This is a genomic window from Chitinophaga sp. CF418 (assembly GCF_900142925.1).
Taxonomy (GTDB): Bacteria; Bacteroidota; Bacteroidia; order Chitinophagales; family Chitinophagaceae; genus Chitinophaga.
The window spans coordinates 219,682-236,448 of sequence record NZ_FRCN01000003.1; the positions used below are offsets into that span (position 1 = coordinate 219,682).

General features: G+C 44.8%; 12 protein-coding genes. 5 read left to right on the forward strand and 7 right to left on the reverse strand.

Going from position 1 to position 16,767, the window contains the following annotated elements; all coding sequences use genetic code 11:
* The first annotated feature begins 71 nt into the window (after nucleotides 1-71).
* The 3 genes from F3I09_RS08580 to F3I09_RS08590 all read left to right on the forward strand — a co-directional run bounded on the left by F3I09_RS08580 (nucleotide 72) and on the right by F3I09_RS08590 (nucleotide 5,147).
* A complete protein-coding gene (locus F3I09_RS08580) occupies nucleotides 72-3,227 on the forward strand; it encodes a two-component regulator propeller domain-containing protein (protein WP_149694623.1) in 3,156 nt (1,051 codons plus the stop codon).
* A 5-nt stretch (nucleotides 3,228-3,232) separates the two neighbouring features.
* Nucleotides 3,233-4,006, forward strand: a complete 774-nt coding sequence (locus F3I09_RS08585; RefSeq protein ID WP_149694624.1) for a response regulator — start codon at nucleotides 3,233-3,235, stop codon at nucleotides 4,004-4,006.
* 370 nt (nucleotides 4,007-4,376) lie between these two features.
* A complete protein-coding gene (locus F3I09_RS08590; RefSeq protein ID WP_149694625.1) occupies nucleotides 4,377-5,147 on the forward strand; it encodes an alpha/beta hydrolase in 771 nt (256 codons plus the stop codon).
* Nucleotides 5,148-5,289: 142 nt separating this feature from the next.
* On the opposite strand, the gene F3I09_RS08595 is transcribed toward F3I09_RS08590, so the two are convergent.
* The 3 genes from F3I09_RS08595 to F3I09_RS08605 form a co-directional block, all read right to left on the reverse strand.
* On the reverse strand, nucleotides 5,290-7,653 hold the full coding sequence (locus F3I09_RS08595; protein ID WP_149694626.1) for an ABC transporter permease: 2,364 nt from the start codon (nucleotides 7,651-7,653) through the stop codon (nucleotides 5,290-5,292).
* Nucleotides 7,654-7,850: 197 nt separating this feature from the next.
* Nucleotides 7,851-8,615 carry an SDR family NAD(P)-dependent oxidoreductase gene (locus F3I09_RS08600; protein ID WP_149694627.1) on the reverse strand — a complete coding sequence of 255 codons (765 nt, stop codon included), beginning with the start codon at nucleotides 8,613-8,615 and terminating at the stop codon, nucleotides 7,851-7,853.
* Nucleotides 8,616-8,712: 97 nt separating this feature from the next.
* Nucleotides 8,713-9,165, reverse strand: coding sequence for an AraC family transcriptional regulator (locus F3I09_RS08605; protein ID WP_149694628.1), 453 nt, complete (start codon nucleotides 9,163-9,165; stop codon nucleotides 8,713-8,715).
* Nucleotides 9,166-9,326: 161 nt separating this feature from the next.
* On the opposite strand from F3I09_RS08605, the gene poxB reads away from it, so the two are divergent.
* Nucleotides 9,327-11,051: a ubiquinone-dependent pyruvate dehydrogenase gene (poxB, locus tag F3I09_RS08610; protein ID WP_149694629.1), complete on the forward strand. Its 1,725-nt coding sequence runs from the start codon at nucleotides 9,327-9,329 to the stop codon at nucleotides 11,049-11,051.
* Nucleotide 11,052: 1 nt separating this feature from the next.
* Here the strand turns inward: poxB and F3I09_RS08615 are convergent, their stop codons facing one another.
* Complete coding sequence (locus F3I09_RS08615; protein WP_149694630.1) at nucleotides 11,053-12,033, reverse strand: GlxA family transcriptional regulator; 981 nt, start codon at nucleotides 12,031-12,033, stop codon at nucleotides 11,053-11,055.
* Nucleotides 12,034-12,176: 143 nt separating this feature from the next.
* Between F3I09_RS08615 and F3I09_RS08620 the strand changes: the two genes are divergently transcribed.
* A complete protein-coding gene (locus F3I09_RS08620) occupies nucleotides 12,177-12,743 on the forward strand; it encodes a dihydrofolate reductase family protein (RefSeq protein WP_149694631.1) in 567 nt (188 codons plus the stop codon).
* A 6-nt stretch (nucleotides 12,744-12,749) separates the two neighbouring features.
* On the opposite strand, the gene F3I09_RS08625 is transcribed toward F3I09_RS08620, so the two are convergent.
* From F3I09_RS08625 to F3I09_RS08635, 3 genes are read right to left on the reverse strand one after another with little or no spacing between them, the layout of a single operon-like run.
* The gene (locus tag F3I09_RS08625; protein ID WP_149694632.1) at nucleotides 12,750-13,601 is read right to left on the reverse strand and encodes an ROK family protein; all 852 of its coding nucleotides are present in this window, start codon (nucleotides 13,599-13,601) and stop codon (nucleotides 12,750-12,752) included.
* Nucleotides 13,598-14,914, reverse strand: a complete 1,317-nt coding sequence (locus F3I09_RS08630) for an MFS transporter (protein WP_149694633.1) — start codon at nucleotides 14,912-14,914, stop codon at nucleotides 13,598-13,600. Before F3I09_RS08630 ends, F3I09_RS08625 begins: the two co-directional genes overlap by 4 nt.
* Nucleotides 14,898-16,754 (reverse strand): class I mannose-6-phosphate isomerase, encoded by a 1,857-nt coding sequence (locus F3I09_RS08635; RefSeq protein ID WP_149694634.1) that lies wholly within the window; start codon nucleotides 16,752-16,754, stop codon nucleotides 14,898-14,900. The genes F3I09_RS08630 and F3I09_RS08635 overlap by 17 nt, the downstream gene beginning before the upstream one ends.
* Between the last annotated feature and the right edge of the window lie 13 nt (nucleotides 16,755-16,767).

The window sequence follows — 16,767 nt, forward strand, 5'->3', positions numbered from 1 at the left end:
TATGCGGGCGCAGCGCAGGCAAACTCGTTCATTTCCAAAACCGGACATTTGTTTATATTTGAATTAACGTTATGCAATTATTCCCTCATGCCATTTTTGTAAGCCTGATATTACAGCTTGCCACACTATCCTGTTGTGGGCAATATTATTTTACACACTATCAGGTTGATGATGGATTGGTACACAACTCAGTGATGTCCATTTTACAGGATAGTAAAGGTTTCATGTGGATCGGTACCAGAGGAGGATTAAACCGTTTTGACGGTTATACATTCAAAACTTACAAAAACGAAAAAAACAAATTTGGCAGTATAGGAAATAATGTCATAAACGTTATCTCCGAAGATAAAAAAGGCATGTTATGGATTGGTACAGGTAAGGGTATTTTTATGTATAATCCCTGTAACGAAGTTTTTACTCCACTTGACATCACCCCGCCAACTTACATCAGCCATCTTGTGATTGACAGCGACAATAATTTATGGTTCCTGGCTAACTATTCACTCTACAAATATGATCAGAGGCAAAAAAAAGTTGAAGATTTAAGATTACATGCTTCCTGCGTGGCTATTGACAGCAGCAGGAATTTGTGGGTGGGAAATGACGATGGCGTCATCAGCATCTATTCACACCAAAAGATGACCAATGTTCGGATAATTGATCAGCGTATCCCTGCAAATATGCGATCTATCAGCAAAATATGTCCCGTCAGTGATAAAGAAATTTTGGTAGGGTGTTTTAAACAGGGATTAAAAAATTATAACACTAAAACAGGAACAATCACATCATTACCACTTCGCAACAATGATAATACCGATGTATATGTACGTGATATTACTGCCGGCAGTAATCAGCATTACTGGATAGCCACTGAATCAGGCATATATGTATACGACCTGACCACCAACACAAGCCAGAATTTACGAAAACAGATCAGTGATCCTTATTCTCTCACAGATAACGCTGTCTATACAATATGCAAAGACAATCGGGGAGGCATGTGGGCAGGTACATTTTTTGGTGGTTTAAATTATTATTCGGCAGAGAATGCCCGGTTTGAAAAATATTATCCCCTGCAAGGCACTAACTCCATATCAGGCAACGCTGTGGGAACAATTTGTCCTGATACCAAGGGTAACTTATGGATTGGTACCGAAGATGCAGGTATCAATAAGTTCAATATAAAAACAGGGAAATTTACCAACTATACGGCAACGGGAAAAAGGGGCGCTATCTCTTACCCCAATATCCACGGTCTTTTAACATTAGGTAATCAGTTATTCATTGGCCCGTTTTTACATGGTATGGAAATAATGGACATGCGCACCGGAACAGTGACGGACCGCTTTCAGTTTATTGGTGACAAAAACGACAGGGTGAGTGATTTCGTACTTCGTTTCTATCTCACAATGGATAGCACCTTACTGGTTGGCACTGCATATAATGGCTCAGGGTTATTTCTTTATGACAGGAAGCACAAAACATTCAGCCGTGTTAAGCAAATACCCTATAACTCGTATGTTTTTGACATCACTGAAGACGCACAGGGAAATATCTGGACTGGCAGCGTGTCGCAAGGCGCTTTTTACTATAATCGAAAAACCGGCAAACACGGTAATTTCCGATTTGGCGACAAGCAACACAACGAAATGATCAATGAATTTCCGGTGTATAATATTTTTGAAGACAGCAATCACTCACTGTGGTTTGCAACTGCCGGCGGTGGCCTGATAAAGTTAAATCCAGATCGGAAAACCATTAAAAAATTTACGATAGAAAACGGCCTACCCAGTAACGCTGTGTTCTGTATCCTGGAAGATAATTCGAAACGTTTATGGATAAGTTCACTCAGAGGTCTTATCTGTTTTGATTTACGCACCGAACAGTGTAAGACTTATACACAATCGAACGGGCTTATAACAGATCAGTTTAATTACAATTCAGCCTACAAAGACGCTACCGGCAAAATGTATTTCGGATCTGTGAAAGGAATGATCGCCTTTAACCCCGCCGATTTTGGCACCAAAGATGTATCTCCGCCAACTTACATTACCGGATTTCAGATAAACAATAAAGATGACCCACACACCAAATCAATTCTATTTACCGATACCATCGTGCTGACCCACGATCAGAATAATTTCAGTATTGAGTTTGCTGCGCTGAATTACTCTTCGGCCAGGGCCACCCGGTATAGATATTTCATGACCGGGGTAAATAAAGACTGGACATATCTTAACACCAACAGAAACGCCTATTTTACAAACCTGGCACCGGGGAGCTATACGTTTACAGTGCGTGCAGAAAGTAATGTCGGCAACTGGACAGGTAAAGAACGGCGCCTGTTTATCAGCATTTCACCCCCCTTCTGGAAAAGCAATACTGCTTACTTTTTATATGTGCTGATTTCAGGAACCATTTTGTTCCTGTTGATCCGCTATTATCATAGTTACCTGAACAGTAAAAACCTGATTAAACTCCAACTATTTGAACACGAAAAAAAGAAAGAAATTTATCAGTTTAAAATTGAGTTTTTCACCAACATTGCACATGAAATCCAAACACCCCTGACCCTGATTGTAGGTCCAGTCGAAAGATTGATAAAAATGGCAGAGAACCAGCCGAATATTAAAAAGAGCCTGTTGATGGTGCAGAAGAATGCAAACAGACTGACAGAACTTACCGGGCAGTTGCTGGATTTCAGGCAGACCGAAATAGAACAGTTCGGATTAAACTTTGTAAACGCAGACATTAATAAACTGCTCATAGAACAAACAGATTCATTCAGAGAACTTGCTAAAGAGAGCAAAATAAGTTTACATATAGATCTCCCTGAAATCCATATTATGGCATTTGTAGACAGAGAAGCGCTGATTAAAATATGCGATAACCTGATCTCCAATGCGATTAAGTATGCCGCATGCCGCGCTATTATAAAGATGCTCCCGCTCAATACCGGCGACGAAAAATTTACAATTATTTTCAGTAACGATGGGAAAGAGATACCAGCCAAATTTCAGGAAAAAATATTTGAACCATTTTTCAGGCTGAACAACAAGGAAAAGCCAGGAACAGGTATTGGATTACCTCTGGCCAGGTCGTTAACAGAATTACATAACGGATCTTTAGAGTTGGTTTCGGGTAGTATCAATGAAATCGTTTTTGTATTAACATTACCGATACATCAAAAATTCGAGTTTAATCTGGGTAGCTGGAAAAAAATATAATAACTATGACTGAAAGCATTTTAATTATAGATGATAACCAGGATATCCTGGAATTTCTATCAGAAGTTTTAGGTGATACTTATAAAGTACATCTGGCAGAAAATGCTGAAAATGCGCTGCTGGTTCTGGATACCGAAATGATACATCTCATCGTATTAGATATTATGATGCCGGGGATGGATGGTTTTGAACTATGTCAGGTGGTCAAATCAAATGTTGAATACTGCCATATTCCGATCATATTATTGACGTCCAAAAACACCCATCTGTCACATATAAAAGGACTGGAGGCTGGCGCTGACGCTTATATTAAAAAACCTTTTTCTCCCAGATTCCTTCAGATACAAATTACCAATTTGCTTAATAACCGCTTAAAGATAAAAACTCATTTTGCGAGTTCACCATTTGAAGATGTACGGGTGATGGCTCATTCAAAAACGGATGAAATTTTTCTAAAAAAACTGAATGATTATATTCATAAAAATATTCGGGATGCTCAAATGAATATTGATACGCTGGCTGAACATATGAATATGAGCCGGCCCACTTTTTATCGGAAAATAAAATCTCTTTCTGCTTTATCGCCGAAAGAACTGATTGATATCACCCGACTCAGAAAGGCAGCTTGTCTTATTGCTGAAAATGAGTTTAGTCTGGCTGAGATTGCCAGGATGGTCGGTTATAGTACTCACAGTCTTTTTAGCAGGAATTTTCAAAAGCACTTTAACGCGTCTCCTCAGGAATATATGAATTCACTGCCCCGCATTTCCACACAATAGACGTTAAATGATAGTTACTTTTGATGTTAGCTTCCAGCGTATCACGGGACCAACTATTTTATGAGTCGCATTTGCATATATAATGACGATATCTATGCCTTTCACATTGAAAATCAATACCATTTGATATAACCAGGGAAATTTCGCCACAGGCTATGGATGTTTACGGGGGTTTGATTGTTTTAGAATGGCTCCCATTTTGAGAACTGGTATTATACTTGCCATAGGTAATATTTTTCGGCGGGTTCTCCTAAACTTTTCCATAAGAAGTACGGCTAACCTTCAGAAAGGAACTTGTACTACAGAGGGCAATAGTATTGCAAAATATTATGTTCTGGACTGGTTAATATCGTAAACAACTATATTAAAAATGCCTATCAGGCAAGAAGCGAAGAAATCTATGACGCAAAGTGTGAAAGTGATTTTTGGGGTGTTATTTATGTTCAGTAGCGTCGTGGTGGGCGCTCAAACTCCGCAGGATACAGCAAAAAAAGAACAAAAAACTGTTTATCTTTTTAGCGGCCTGGGGGCAGACTCAAGTATATTTATGAACCTGGAACTTCCGGGGTATCACAAAGTTTACATAACCTGGATTCCTGCGTTGCCTAACGAATCAATAAGGCAATATGCAGGTAGGATAAAGAGCCAGATCACAGTTGAAAATCCAGATATCATCGGGCTTTCTTTTGGAGGAATAGTTGCTGTGGAAGTATCCAGGCAAATAAAGGTAGATAAAATGGTGTTGATATCCTCAGTCAGAACAAAGAGTGAATTGAACAGGGTACAGGCTTTTTTTATGAAATTGGGTCTATATCGAATCATTCCCGGTTCACTAATACGACGTACTAATTTTCTCACCTATCGGTATTTTGGCGCCCGGTCCCAAAAAGATAAAAAGACATTAACGAATTTATTGGAGCATACAGATGTATCTTTTTTTCGTTGGGCACTGAAAAGTATTGCTTATTGGGATAATAAAGTAGCGCCGGAGAGAACTATTCAAATACACGGCACGGCCGATAGAGTAATAACCGGCAGGCGCGTGCATACTGATTATCGCATTAAGGGTGGAGGACATCTCATGGTTTTTAATAAAGCAGATACTATTAGTAAAATTATCACTAATTACCTGGGTGATTAATACGCTCTCCATCCTGAATGTAAACCTTATGCCCTTCCGGAGACCGCTACCGGGCAAAAACGCAAGACCCGCTTCTCCTACTATTTCCCCTACTGACATTGCTCCTTACAGCGTTGGTGATAACCCCTCGTATTGCAGTCTCCTACTCTGCTCTCAGACTCCTGACCGGATCTGTCAGCGAGGCTTTGATACCCTGATAACTAACGATAATCAATGTAATAAGAATGGTTGAAACGCCGGCAATCAAAAATACATCCGCCCCAATGGCTGTACGATAAGCAAAACCTGCCAGCCAATGATCCATGAGCCACCAGGCTAAAGGGAAAGCGATAAAAACAGCGATCAGCACCAGTTTCAGGAAGTCGGCCGACAGCATGACCACGACACTTCTTTCCGATGCCCCTAATACTTTACGGATGCCAATTTCCTTATTTCTTCTTTGTGCGGTGAAAGCGGCCAGACCAAATAATCCCAGGCAGGATATTACTACCGCCAGTCCTGCGGCATAACCGGACAAAGTCGCCAGGCGATCTTCGGCAATGTATTGTGCATGGTATTCATTATCGACAAATTTATAACTGAATGGGAAGCCTGGGTCAAATTTCTCATAAGCCTTTCGGAGCAGGTTTATCGTTTCACGGTTCTTACCCGCTTTGATCCTGACCATTATCCTGTAAGTGGCAGCAGGCTCCAGTCGCATAGCAAAAGGTTTCACATGCTCATGCATTGATTCAAAATTGAAGTCCTTTACTACTCCTGCTATTTTCCTGTTCACTCCCCACATCTTCACCACCTTGCCTACCGGGTTACTAAGCCCCATGCTTTTGACGGCAGTTTCATTGAAGATGATCTCTGTACTGTCTGAGCTTACATTGCTATTAAAACTCCTGCCCTCTTTCATGGTCATGCCCAGCGTTTCAATAGCACCATAATACACACCTATGTTGGCAAAGCTGGTTTTATCGTCCCGCTGCTTACCTTCCCAGTGGATATCTGAAGTACTGCCATAGTCGGCCACTATACTCGCATGGTCTATACTCGATGCAGCTACGACTCCCGGCAGGTCCCTGATGGCATTCACAAACACGGGCGTTTTAGTGACCACCTCTGATCCTAACTGGAAGCTGATAATATTGTCTACATTATAACCAGGGTCTTTTGTTTGTATATACCTGATCTGTTTATATACCACCAACACGGCAATAATGAACACCGCTGAAATAATGAACTGGAACATAACCAGTCCTTTCCTTACCCATATCTCGCCTAAAGAAGCCCGTAATTTGCCTTTCAGGATAGCAATGGGATTGAAGCCAGAAAGATAAAATGCTGGGTAAAATCCGGCCAGGATGCCTGTAAAAAGAGTAATGCCCAAAACAGACAGCCATAACACCGGATCAACCTGCAATGATATCTGCTTGCCGGTAATATTGTTAAACGCAGGCAATAGAAAAGGTAAGAGCACCAACGTGGCGGCCAATGATAAAAAGGTGATCAGAACAGATTCTCCCAGGTATTGAAAAACAAGCAGCTTCCTGTTTGCACCTACCACCTTCCGGATGCCCACTTCCTTCAATCTTTTAGACGCCTTCGCAGTGGACAGGTTCATGAAGTTGATACTGGCAATGATGAGAATGAAAAGAGCAATAATGGAAAACATGCGTATATATTCTATTCTTCCTCCTACCATCGTGCCATTCACATAGCGGTTGTACAAATAACCGGATGAATATTGCCGGGCAAACAACTTGTAGCCGGCATTTTTATCTTTAGTCCTGGTGAAGTCTGCTATCTTTTTATTGAACTTGCCTATGTCTGTACCTTCCTTCAACACCAGGTAAGTCGAAGGATCGATGCTTCCCCAGGAATTCAGAAAGGAATATTGCGCCAGGTACACATCAAAAGGCAGGATATAATCATGCTTTACTGAGGAATTGGCGGGAATATCATCAAACACACCCGACACCTGGTATTGCTTTTCATGTTGCCACTCAATAGTGCGACCCACTACATTTCCCGTAGTGTGAAATAGTTTCAGCGCCAGCTGTTTTGATATGACGATATTGTTCTTATCTGATAAAACCTGGTCTTTATTCCCCTGTAAAAGCGGGTAATAAAAGATATTGAAGTAATCCTTCTCCGCATAATATCCCACTGCATTCAGGTTATTATCTTTCACCGACAGCGTCGTCTCTCCCGCCCAGTAAGGATAAATAACTGCAGTGGCGTATTCCACTTCCGGCATATCCTCTTTCAGTGTCCTTGCCAGGATACCGGGCGTGGCAGCCATTGTTTGTATGCCTTCCGAATTCTCCACATTGGTCATTACCTGGTACAGCAGACTATCGTTCGCGTGAAATTTGTCAACATGTACTTCATCATTGATCCACAGGTAGATCAGTATTGCGCAGGTCAATCCGGTAGACAAACCAACCAGATTAAGCAGGGTAAACCGGCGGTCCTTCATCAGGTTGCGCCAGGCTATTTTGATATAGTTTTTAAGCATCAGCGGGAGTGTTAGACTATTCAGCATGTTGGTATGCCAAGCCAATGCCAATCTATATAATACTATTATAAAAATAACTATATATTATTCATATATTCATATGTTCACTTTTGAGACATTCCCTGTCCGGTATCGGGTAAAAATAAAAAAGGCTGTACGCCGTAGCGGACAACCTTTCCGGTATTCACCCATTACTTTTACAGAAACATCCCGCCTGATGCTTCTATACACTGTGCGGTGATCCACCTTGCTCTTTCACTGCAAAGGAATGCCACAACACCTCCAATATCGTCTGGCACGCCAACACGTCCCAACGCTATCTGTGTTGACAGGTACTCTTTCGCACCGGGATGGTTTTCAAGCGCCTCACGGGTGAAATCAGTCTCAATGATACCGGGAGCTACCACATTTGCGTTGATCTTTCTTGGGCCTAATTCTTTCGCCAGGTATTTTGTGAAGTTATATATGGCTGCTTTCATAGAAGAGTATGCAGCATAACCCGGAGTTACAAACCTTGCCAGACCGGTGGAGATATTCACGATCCTTCCGCCGTCGGCAATGACGTTCAGCAATGTCTGTGTAAGGAAATAGGCTCCTTTGAAGTGCGTGTTCACCAGCGCATCAAAGTCTTCTTCCATTGTATCGGAGATTAGTGAGGCACGGTTAATACCTGCATTATTCACCAGGAAATCAATATTTGCGGTATCCCATTTTTCTTTCAGGACCTGCAGCAGGCTGGCTTTAAAAGCAGGGAATGATTTAGTGTCGCCTACATTTAACTGCAGGGTTACAGCTTCCACGTTAAATTTTTCAACCTCAGCTACGACATTCTGTGCCTCTTCTTTTTTACTGTTATAAGTGAACACAATATGATGTCCGTCCTTTGCAAGTTCCATCACCATGTTCTTACCTAATCCGCGGCTGCCACCGGTTACGAGTGCTATTTTCTTCGTTGTTTTCATTTTTGTACTGTGTTTAATTACAGTACAAAGTTGGCACATCGGGGCTCCGGAATCATGGTACCTTCTTCAGTATAAATGGTACCCTCTTCAGTATTTTTTAAGCTTGTTGATGTAAACGCCTGAACTGTGAGGGTGTTACTCCTTCAAACGATTTGAACCACTTGGTAAAGTTGGAGGCGTCGTAGGTAAGCAGATAGGCAACATCCGCCACAGAGCGTTTATTATCCAGCAACAATTCTTTTGCGAGCGTCAGCAGCTTTTCTTCATAAAAGAAGCAAGGGTGATGGCCGGTATGTTCTTTGATAACATTGCTAAGATGTGTGGGGTGGATGAACAGTGCTTCAGCAAAATCTCTGAGCTCATGCATTTTGTCTGTCCGCTCAGCAACTATATCAGCCAGATGCTCATCTAACAGTCTGAGAAAATCCTGGTAGATCTCTTCCTTACGGCTGATATATTTTTTGGGGATTTTGATCTGCGCTGCCTGTTCCTTTGTGATGGCTTTTAAAATGGCACTATTTCCGGACGGAGTTGATAACACAGTGATCATGATGCTTACGTTTAAGGAGCAAGTATAAGACAATCTGCCTGCAAAAAAATGGTGACCTCTTCAGTTTTTTTGTACAGATCACGGTTCTTGTTGGCAGAATCCTTACTAAATTATAACACTTTGATTTTAAATGTAAATTTAAGCAAATAACACTTTGTTTTATGCCCAAAACGATAGCTGCACAAATAGTGGAACAACTGGTAGCCGCCGGCGTCAAAAGAGTACATGGCGTGGTGGGGGATTCCCTGAACAGCATTACAGACGAGATCCGTCAGCACGGGGAGATTGAATGGATACATTACCGCCATGAGGAAGCGGCGGCCTTTGCTGCGGGTGCGGAAGCGCAGCTGACGGGCAAACTGGCAGTATGTGCAGGAAGCTGTGGCCCCGGCAATATGCACCTCATTAACGGGTTGTATGATGCCCACCGGAGTATGGCCCCTGTACTGGCTATTGCGGCCCAGGTTCCCAGTACGGAAATAGGCACCTCCTATTTCCAGGAGACCCGGCCGGAAGCCCTTTTCCGGGAGTGCAGTCACTATTGCGAGACCATTGCCTCTGCCCGGCAGATGCCACGGGTGTTGCAGATAGCCATGCAGAATGCCGTAGGACTGGGTGGCGTAGCCGTGATCGCTCTCTCGGGAGATGTAGCCATGCAGGCCATAGAAAGCAATGGTCTGGAACATAGCCTGATGATCAGCCGCCCGACTATACGTCCTTCCGACCATGAGTTAAATAAACTGGCAGAGCTCATCAATCAGTCAGAAAAGATCACCCTGCTTTGTGGCAGCGGCTGTGCCGGTGCACATGATGAACTGATGGCTGCCGGGGAAAAGCTGCTTTCTCCTATGGTACACGCCCTGCGGGGGAAAGAACATGTAGAATATGATAATCCCTTTGATGTGGGCATGACAGGCCTGATAGGATTCTCCTCCGGTTATCATGCCATGGAAAACAGCGACCTGGTGATCATGCTGGGAACTGACTTTCCTTACAAGGACTGGTTTCCTTCCCGTGCACAGATCGCACAGATAGATATCCGTGCAGAGCGCCTCGGCAGGCGTTGTAATATTGCGCTTGGGCTGGTAGGAGATGTAAGGGAAACCCTCCATTGCCTGTTGCCACTGGTAAAACGGAAGACCGACCGTTCTTACCTGGATAAATGTGTGGAGCATTACAGGAATAGTCGTGAATCGCTTGAAAATCATGCTACCGGCAAAGCAGATAAGACACCTATACACCCGGAATACCTGGCGCAGATGATAGATAAACTGGCGGCAGATGATGCTGTCTTTACCACCGATGTGGGAGAGCCTACTGTATGGGCAGCCCGCTATCTGAGGATGAAGAAGGGGCAACGCCTGCTGGGATCATTCAATCATGGCTCTATGGCCAGTGCTATGCCACAGGCTATCGGCGCGCAACTTACCTACCCCGGCAGACAGGTGATTTCCCTCTCAGGAGATGGCGGTTTTGCTATGATGATGGGAGATATCCTCACCATAGCACAGTATAATCTGCCGGTGAAGATTATTGTATTTAACAACAGCTCTTTAGGTTTTGTGGCGATGGAAATGAAGGTGGCCGGACTGCCGCCTTACGGTACTGATCTGAAGAATCCTGACTTCGCCCGTATGGCCGAGGCAATAGGCATCAAAGGCATCCGCCTTGAGGACCCTGCTAATGTAGGTATTGCGCTGGAAAAGGCATTTGCGCACGAAGGGCCGGTACTGATAGATGCCGTTGTGAATCCGTCTGTACTGGTAATGCCGCCTAAGATAGAATTCTCTCAGGCGAAAGGGTTCGGGATGTATGCGTTAAAACAGGTATTTAACGGTAATGGAAAAGAAGTATGGGATACCCTGACCTCCAATTTCCTGGATTAGGTCAGGCTACCACCGCTTCTTTATTGTATTTGTTCCTGTAATCGATAGGCGATAACCCTGTGATCTTTTTGAAGACAGTTCTGAAAGATTTAGTGTCGTTGTAGCCTACTTCATACATGACCTCATTCACATTCTTATGGCTGTTTTCCAGCCATTTCTTTGCGGCCTCAATCTTCACCCGTTGAATATATTCAGCGGGTGTATTGTTGGTCGCTTTCTTAAAGCGGCGGTCAAAATGCCTCCTGCCTATAGCAAATTTAGAAGCCAGGTCGTCCACAGAGATCCTTTCTGTCAGGTTGCTTTCTATAAACTCCTGTGCCTTTTTAATAGGCTCATCTTCATGTTTCTTCTGCCCGTTGAACATGACAAAAGGCGACTGGGTTTTCCTGTCTATTTCCAGCGCAAACAGCTTGGCTATCCTGATAGTCAGTGCGCGGTCTGTATATTTTTCAACGATGTGCAGCAGCAGGTTCCAGTAGGAAGAGGCGCCACCACTTGAGTATAAGCCCTGTTCCTCCGTTATGATCCTGCCATCTATCAGATCTACGTCGGGGAACATATCCCTGAATTCAGCAGCGGAAGCCCAATGACTGGAACACTCTTTCCCGTCCAGTAATCCGGTAGCGGCCAGCATAAATGAACCGATACACAGGCTGGCTACTTCTGCGCCCTTATGATAGTGATCGATAATCCAGGGAATGAATGCCTTATTCCTTTCCAGGGTTGCTTTCAGATTGCCGCTTAGTGCGGGGATGACAATCAGGTCTGTTTTCTTCACATCCTGCATGAGCACATCAGGATGCACAGAGAAAAGCCCCTGGTTCAGAGGTATGTCATGTTTCAGACCGACCAGCTGCACTTTAAACATTGCCGGTTTGCCATCTGATTCAAGGAACTCGTTCAGCGTGGTGAACATGTAACGTGTATCAGAGATGGTACCTAATACAGCCTCATCCGGCACGAGGATTGAAATGTGTTTCATCTGGGATCAGCAGTTTAATAAACAGGTTGCATGGCAAAAATAAGGAAAATTAGATGTCAGAAACAACCCCGCTACAAGTCCGGATTACGCCCCCTTCAACCTGTCTTGTCATAGTATCTTTGAAAATGAGAAACTCTAAGTGAATGAGAAAGATAATCGTATCTATGAATGTTACGCTTGATGGTTTCATGGCAGGGATCAATGGAGAGCTGGACTGGCACTTCCCCTTGTGGAACGACGAAATGTCAATCTATTTCTGCGATCAGTTGGGTAAAACAGATACCATCCTGCTGGGCCGCGTGAGCTATGAAAGAATGGCGCGCTACTGGCCCAACAAGACATTCACCGGAATAGAGCTGGAATATGCCGATATGATGAACAATCATAACAAGGTCGTATTTTCCCAGACGCTGGAAAGTGCCACCTGGAGCAATACCAGGCTGGTGAGAGAGAACATCGGTGAAGAAGTATTGAAAATGAAGCAGTCGCCTGGGAAAGATATGATCATCTACGGCAGTGGCAGCATCGTAAGATCCTTTATACAGGAAGGCCTGATAGATGAATTCCAGATATGGGTACATCCCGTTTTCATACAACATGGCGTACCCATGTTCAGGGATATGGAAGAAAACATACACCTGCAATTCATGAAAGCCAGGACCTTCAGGTCAGGTGTGGTGATCCTGTATTATAAACCATGGCAGCAATGAAGGCAACTATCCCGCTATTTCCCAGAAACCAGCTGCTCCCAGCAGGATCGCTTCTTCTCCCAGTTCAGAGACCACGAAACGGGTACCTTCCATATGATATTCCAGGTTGGAACGGAACAGGTCAAATGCCTGCGTGATGTTTCCTCCTAACACCACCAGTGATGGAATAGGCTGCTGTTCCTGCAGGAACATGGCCAGGTTATAGCCGAACTCCTGGAATACCGTTAACGCATATGACGATTGGCGCACTATTGCAGCCAGCTCTTTTACGCTTGCTATTCTTTGGCCACTCAGTTCTTCATAACGGCGAAGAAACCAGCGGGTAGAAAAGTATTCTTCTGCAGTAGCGTCCAGGAAGGGCGTTTTCCAGAAAGTGCCTTCCTGCGCGATACCGTTGTCTGCCACAGACGATCCGAAGCCTGTACCCAATGTCAGTCCCAGGACCTCCTTCTCTCCTTTCGCTGCACCGTTGAACAGTTCTCCCTGCAGGAAACAGGAGGCATCGTTCATGATCCTGATATACTTCTTGTCTATGCCCAGCTGCTCTTCCAACAGCTCTTTCACATTCAGGCCATACAGGGCTTCGTATTTATCCAGTCCTTTGATAAAGCTGATCCCTTCTTCATAATCAAAAGGTCCCGGCATGGCAATACCAATACGATGAACGTCATTACCCGCCAGCAGGCTTTTCTTCATCACGTAGCTCCATCTGCCGATTATCTCTGCTGCACCGGCATGTGAATTGATGTGTTCACGATAGATGGAATCAGGCAGGAAAGTTCTGCGCTGCATATCCACCAATGCAGTTGTAATATGTGAGCCTCCTATATCCACACTTAAGACCTGCGTATCCTTCATGCTGTTTGTTTCGTTGTATTTTTCCAATATTGCTCTATCTGTTCAAAAGATTGTCCTTTCGTTTCCGGTAGCAGTCTGTAAACTGCGATGAATGCGGCAAGGCAGAATGCGGCAAAGAACCAGAAGGTCTGCGCCGTGCCCAGGCTGCGCAATAGTATAGGCGTTAGTTGTCCTACGATAGTATCTGACACCCACATCACCATGATGCTTAAAGATAATGCCCTTGCCCGGATATTGTCGGGAAAGATCTCTGCTGCGATCACAAATTTCAGTGGTCCGATCGAGAAAGCAAAGAAAGCGAGGAAAGCCAGTACACAACAGAGCAGGGCGATACCTGTCGTAGCACCGGTGTAAAAACAGATACCGGTCATGATCAGGCTGATGGTGGCGCCAGCTGTGCCCCAGAGGTACAGCGGCCGTCTGCCGAGGCTATCTACTTTCCAGATGGCGAAGATGGTAAAGAACACATTAGCCGCCCCGAAAATGATCTGGCTAAGGAATGAGTTACTCAATGTAATACCGGCGTTATTCAGGATAGTAGGCCCGTAGTAGATGATGGCATTAATACCGCTGAACTGTGAGAACAATGGCAACAGTATCCCTATCAGTAAAGCCCTGCGCATGGCAGGATCGAACAAGGGACCGTATCCTTCTTTGGCGGCGGCCTTTCCCCGCTGCATCAGCCAGCGCGGACTTTCGGGTACCCACAGCAGCCCAAAAAGAAATAATGCTGCCGGCAGCATGCCAATACCAAACATACCGCGCCATACCTCCTGTACAAACAGGAAGTGAACCAGGCCTCCGCCGGTATCATGCCGATGGGCCTCTGCGTAAGACAGCAACTGCGCATTGCTGCAATAGGCCACCAGGATACCAATAGTGACAGCCAACTGGTAATAGGTGACCAGGCGTCCTCTTTTATTATCCGGGGCAATTTCAGACAGATACAGGGGCACAATGCTCGAAGCAATACCAACTGCCACCCCGCCGCAAATACGTGCTGTAATGACCCAGGAAAGGTCATGAAAGAAAGCACACCCCAATGCTGCCAGCAGGAAGAGCAAAGCAGCCATATAGAGCAGTTTCTTTCTGCCCAGCCGGTCGCTCAGATTACCGGCAACGATAACACCTGCAATACAACCTGCCAGTGCAGATGATACGAACCATCCTTCCTGTAAGGCGGACAATGCGAATTGTTGCCTCACAAAAGGTAATATGCCGGATACGACCGCCATATCAAAGCCAAAGAGGAAGCCTCCCAATGAGGCGACCACTGTGGTCATAACGAGGAGAAAATCAGATTGTGCTTTCATAACTGATGGTACTGAAGACCGGGTGTTCTGCTTTGATAAAGGCTTTTATCACCTTTGCTTTTCCCGGTCCTTTATTAACAAGGGTATAACTTTCTGCTGCGGCAGGGATCACGAACGTCTCTGCATAATGATACACCGTCTCCTTTCCATTAGCGGTTTTAACTGCGATAGCCGTTCCTTCCACCAGCATCATCACCCCACAAAGACCATTAGTATCAAAGGTAACTGCATGATCTATTTCCAGGCGGTGTACATCATAAAAATGCTGCGGATGTGTAGGCAAATGCCATAACTGCCAGCCGGCTCCTTCTGCTGTCAGCAGCGGCGCAGAGATCAGTTCTTTTTTCACTACGGCACCCTGCCTGCTGAAATCCAGATTCCTGAATGCATGATCGATATTGATCGGCCTTGGCTTTCCGTCCAGTCCGGGACGCAGCCAGTCATACATCTTGAATGTAAAGATGTATGGAGTAGCGCTGATCTCCAATACCAGGTTATTGGCCCCGGCACTATGCACGGTACAATTGGGAATCAGGAACAGGTCATGCTTATTGGCTTTATGCTGCTGCACATAATCTGTGATCTGCACCGGCTTGTTTTCCAACTGGCTGTTCTCCAGCGCTGCCCTGAACTGTACCGGATCAATATGCGCTGCAAAACCAAGATAGACACTCGCATCTTCCTTACAATCGAGAATATAATATGTTTCATCCTGTGTAATGGTCTCGCCAAACTGCTCCCTGATATAAGACAGCGCAGGATGGCACTGGATAGACAGGTTACCACCATCAAAGGTATCCAGGAAATCAAAACGGATGGGAAACTCATATTGGAAGATAGCGGCATGTTTTCCCAGCACAGCAGTATGCTGCAGGAACATCAGCCATTCGAATGGAATTTCAAAGAGATAACTATCGCTTTCAAAGAGCACACCATTTTCCGGCACGATCATTTCAAATGACCAGGCAAGGTTTACCTCTTCCTGTGGCAACTGCGGAATATGTTTTTTCATCCACTGCCCACCCCATGCGCCAGGCTCAAACCAGGGACGTACACGGAAAGTATCACGGCAGATCTGTTCAATACCAGCCTGCAGATCTTTTGCCTTTATCCATGTCAGTGTATGCCCCCACTGTGTATCTGCAAATATAGAGATCCTGCCTGCCAGGGACTGCTTGTAATTATTTAGCACAACCCAGTCCACGAAGTAGGCGCGTTTGTACATCTCAGCCGCTGTATCCATTTTACTGCTGCCAAGGTTTGTGACTACACCTGCGCGCATACGGTATTGCAGTTCATTCTTTGGCATATCGAAGTAGATCAGTGGAATATCCGCCTGTACCAATGCCGCACCTGTACCGATCACGATATGCAGATCATATCCGGGTTCCGGCTGCATAGCAGCCAGCTTCCCGCCATCGAAGAAATCTGCCAGCTGTAAGGAAGTACGTGTTCCCCATACTGTTCCCGGTTCACCAACAAAAGGGCTGATCATTTGCTCAATGATATCCTCATTTTTCAAAGCATCTTCTGTGAAATACCATTTCACCTTTAAGGACTGCCGGCTGAAGATCTCATCCAATGCGTGCTGTATCTTGTCCCAGAGCACGCCTGTATAACCGTCTATCTGCACCCGCCGCTGTGTGATGATCCAGGCAGCCAGTGATTCATACCCTTCACTGATCTTACCGCGTCCTAAAGCATGCGTTGGATAGATATTATATCCTTCCGGAGCTGTTGTCTGCTGCAAGGGCAGCAGGTATTGTCCGGAGGTACGCCAATTATCAGACTCCTCTTCTACCCTACTGATACCCGGGTTTATTTTTGCATTATTCAACATGTCCAATCTTATT